The following is a 329-nucleotide window of genomic DNA, read 5'->3' on the forward strand; positions in this document are numbered from 1 at the left end:
TCACGTCGAGCTGCGTGGCGTTGCGCGCCGCGAGGCGGGCCTGCGCGATCCTGACGTTGCGGTCCGACAGGTTGACCTGCGCCGCGCCGAGCTCGATGCGTTCCTGCGTCTCATAGAGCGCGGTGAACTGGTTCACGACGGTCTGCATGACGCTCAGGCGCGCGCCGCGCAGCGCGGCCTGGGCGCTCTCGAAGCCCTGTTCGGCGGAGGTGAGGCCCGTGACGAGCGTGGTGGGGTCCGCCCTGACCGCCGCGAGGTTCGCCCCCGCCTTGTCGAGGTTGGCGCGGGCGGTGCGGACGTCCGGGCCCGTGGTGACGGCCTGCCGCACG

Annotated in this window: 1 pseudogene; it reads right to left on the reverse strand. The window is 73.3% G+C overall.

From position 1 onward, the window contains the following. Positions 1-329: pseudogene (locus DEIPI_RS39460) on the reverse strand (TolC family protein); the annotation flags it as partial.

The organism is Deinococcus pimensis DSM 21231 (assembly GCF_000519345.1).
Taxonomy (GTDB): Bacteria; Deinococcota; Deinococci; order Deinococcales; family Deinococcaceae; genus Deinococcus_A; species Deinococcus_A pimensis.